The organism is Endozoicomonas sp. SESOKO1 (genome assembly GCF_024606265.1).
Lineage (GTDB): Bacteria > Pseudomonadota > Gammaproteobacteria > Pseudomonadales > Endozoicomonadaceae > Endozoicomonas.
Window position 1 is genome coordinate 1 of the sequence record NZ_JAHHPP010000377.1, and the last position, 4031, is coordinate 4031.

Sequence of the window (4031 nt, forward strand, 5' to 3'; positions counted from 1 at the left end):
TGGATTATTAAATGATCACCATCGGGGCTAAAATCAGCTTCCTTAACGGGATGATTCAGTTTTATCAGCTCTTTTTCTGCCCATTTACCATCATCACCGATGCCCCAGAGTTGTACAAAGCCCGGCTTGTCCTGATCTTTATCATCTTTACCAAAGGTCAGGAAATGGTTTTCCAATTTATTAAAATGGAGAAATTTGATCAAAAAGGAGCCAGGTTGTGACACAACCTGTTGCGCCCATTCGCCATTGTCGCCTTGCCCCATGATGCAGGCGGTACTGTTCTGGCTAAGGGAAAAGGCAAAACGGCCTGAGGGGGAAAATCGGGCAAAATCGATTTTTTTTTGATGCTGAATCTCCAGCTGTTCCAGCCATTTGCCATCTCTGCCGAGCCTCTGAATTTTCACAGTGTGATCATTACCGACGGTCAGTACACTGTCTTCCCGAGTATTGAAATGAGCATCGATAATACCTCCTTGATGACATACCCGTGTTTTCTCAATCAGGTTACCTTCCCCGTCATCACCCCAAATGCAAGCGTAATCCGTATCTTTGCCATAGCTCAGGAGCTGTTTTTCTGAGCGACTGAAGATGGCTCTGTCACTGCCGATGTGCTCAAGGGTCTGGGGTTTGTCCAGATTGCCTGTAAGAGTGCTATCCCAGATTTTAAAGGAGCCACCACCGAAGTCGGCCAGTACTTTGCGCCCGGAGGTGCTGAAGCTGACATAATCACAACTCGGGATCTCTATTATTTCTACCCAGACAGCATTATCGCCATAACCGGAGATTTTAGTTTTCCTGGCTAAATCACGGGTAAGTGCAAATCGCCCTGAGGGATTGAAGGAGACTGAGCAAATACGGTTGGACCCTCTTACGCCGCAGTCAACCTCTACGGGTTGCTCAGAATGATGGATCTCTCCGACCTGCGACCAGTTGCCGCAGGCATCGTGAGCCAGGAAAAAAACCCGGTTACCCACGAGGACAAAGGCATGCTGCTCATCCCAACTCAATTGGCAATCAGAAATTAAACTGTCGCAAACCTTGTCGAATATATGATCAATACAGTTGCGCTGATCATTAAAGCGCCAGATAGTCGCTTTTTCAACATTGTAAGTCATTAAAAAATTATTCGTGGGCACGAAATTCAGTGCTCTTGCTCCACATTGTCTGATCTTTGTTGGCTGGTTCAGCAGAGTCCACCGGCTGCCATCCATTCGCAAAACGTTGATATTGCCGGCACGGTGGTCGTAGGTCATAATCTTGTCCTGCACCGGGCTGAAGCTTGCCATCACTGGCTGGTAGCCATCTGCAAGGGGTGAGTGCTCAAGCACCAGCGACTCCACCCAACGGCCAACACTATTGAGCGTACTCACCTTGACCTTGCCATCCCGGCTGCAGTGAGTCAGGAGCGTATTTTCCGACCGGTTGAGCTTGGAAGTAATCTTCTGTGCCCCAACCCTGATCCTGCTGTTCTCCGACCAGTTACCATTCGCGTCTTGTCGCCAGCTTACCAGGCTATGATCTGTCAAGCTGTCGCAACCATTGATGAAGAGGTTCTTACCTGAAGGGCTGTAATAGATATGTTGAATGTTAAGATTGAAGCTGGTCTTCAGTTTGAGTTCAAGACAATTGGCCTGGCAATGAAAAATGTCACCCTTTGTCCGATCAACATTTGTCCGGTCAACATTGCCAGGCCCAATACGACTATCGCTCGGTATCATTTTGGTATCAGACTGTTGCAATGCTGCGTCTGGTGACAGGTGTCCCGTAGAAAAATTCAGACCGACAATTTCCAGCTTGCGATCATCAAATTCTGTAGTGGTCTTCCATCCGGCTGGTAAATACTGTTTCAACCGTTTTAAAGATTCACATTGTTCCTGACTGGAGGCTTCTCTGATACGTTTATTAAAGTTAGCCACTAACCCGGATGTTGGCTTCAGACTGTTGATTAATGCCTCCTCTTCTTTTTTCAAACTGCATCCGGTTGTATTGCCTGTCGTACCGATACTGAAGTAGCGCTGCTCTGTAGGTTGCATGATAACTCCGGCCCAAAGATAGTGGCACAAAGATTGAATTTGAATTTACAGAGGCGTTGACCAGCGGTCATGTCGCAGGTCTTTAGGCCGAGATGTTATTACTTATCCCAACATTGGGAACCTGATCCGTAGATCAGTTAATTTGGCAAAAGTTCCTGCTATGAAGGATTTTTACGATTGCATCGGACTGGCAGGAATCTTCCAGAGTAGCGCGGTGCCACCTTTGGGTGTGGCACTCTCAAGATTATTCTCACAACGGATGATTAAATGATCACCATCGGGGTTGAAGTGGGAAATTTTAACGGGATGGTCCAATGTTATCTGCTCTTTTATTGTCCATTTACCATCATCACCGACGCTCCAGAGTTGCACAAGGCCCGGCTTATCATGATCGTTGTGATTTTTTTTGTTGCCAAAGGTTAGAAAGTGGTCTTCCAATCGATTAAATTGGGCGTCTATGATCTGATAGGCATCCGGTTTTGTCAGGGCCTGTTTCATCCACTTACCATTATTGTGACGTCCCAGAATGCAGACAGAATTGTCCTGGCTAATGGCAAGGGCAAGGTGGCCTGAAGAGGAAAATCGGGCGACATCGATCTGCTCGTCCACCCACTGTTCCTGCCATTTCTCCTCTCTGTCGAGCCCGTGGATTTTTACAGTGCAATCACTGTCACTGAAGGACATCACACTGTCCTCCTGAGCATTGAAGACAGCAGATCGAATCCCCCCTTGATGATATATCCTTAATTTCTCAATCAGGTTTCCCTCCCCGTCATCGCCCCAGATGCAGGCGAAATCCGTTTGTTTGCCATAGGTGATGAGCAGGTTCTCTGAGGGGCTGAAGATGATTTTGTCACTGTTGATGTGTTGAAGGAGCTGCCCATTATCCAGACTGACACTGGCATTTTTGCAGTCCCAGATTTTAAATTTGCCACAACCGAAACGGGCCCTTATTTTACGCCCGGAGGGGCTGAAGACTGCATGATCGCTCCTCTGAATCACCATTTTTATTACCCAGGTACCGTTATCATCATAACCAGAAACTATAGATGAATTGTTTGTACCACGGGTCAGCGCATAATGCCCGGAGGTATTGAAGCAGGCTGAGGCAATACGGTTGAGTTCAGCTCTATCGTGGTAAATTATTAATTTCCTGGGATGATGGATCTTTGCGATGTGCGACCAGTTGCCGTCGACATCGCAAGCCAGGAAAATAATCATGTTACCCTCGGGTAAGATAAGGGCATGTCGCTCATCATTACTCAGCTGGGCCTTAACAATTTGGCTGTTGCAGGCAATCACCTTTTTCTTCTCCAGGCAATTGTTCTTATCATTACAGCCCCAGATGGTCGCTTCTGTGCCGTTGCACGTCAGTAAATAATTGTTAATGGCCTTGAAGGGCATTGGAAATTTTCCGGTTTTCAGATCTTCCGGCTGGGTTAGCAGAGTCCATCGGCCGTTACCATCCGCTCGCAATACGTTGATTTTGCCAGTCTGTTGATCGTAGGACATAATTTGATCCTTCAACGGACTGAAGCCTGCATGCACACTACTAAAATAACCGCTTTTGTCATGGGAGGGGAGCGTAAGCGCCACTGACTTCTCCCACCGACCATCACTATTTAGCGTACTCACCCTGACATTGTCTTTGTCGTTAATGGTCAGGAGGGCATTTTCCGACTGGTTGAACTCTGGAAAAATAGTCTGGGAATACGTAATCTTCCCGTTTTCCAACCAGTTGCCATCCACACCCTGTCGCCAGGTTCTCAGGCTATGATTTGACAAACTGTCGCAACCACTGAGCAAGAGGTTCTTACCGGTCGGGCTGAACCAGTCATTAATAATCTTGTGATCGAAGCTGGCCACCAGTTCCAGTTCAAGACAATTTTCCTGGCATTGAAAAATGTAATTCTTCGTGGAAGCATTCAGTCCGACAATTTCCAGCTTACCAAACTCGTCGTAAAGCATCGCCCAATCGGGCGGTGATATAAGACAGGA

2 protein-coding genes are annotated in these 4031 nt (G+C 47.2%); both read right to left on the reverse strand.

The features are described from left to right. A partial coding sequence (locus tag KDK13_RS17010; protein ID WP_257286178.1) for a WD40 repeat domain-containing protein occupies positions 1-2033 on the reverse strand: 2033 nt, incomplete at its 3' end. A gap of 171 nt (positions 2034-2204) precedes the next feature. Next, positions 2205-4031, reverse strand: a 1827-nt coding sequence (locus KDK13_RS17015; RefSeq protein ID WP_257286179.1) for a WD40 repeat domain-containing protein, incomplete at its 5' end; no start/stop codon positions are given.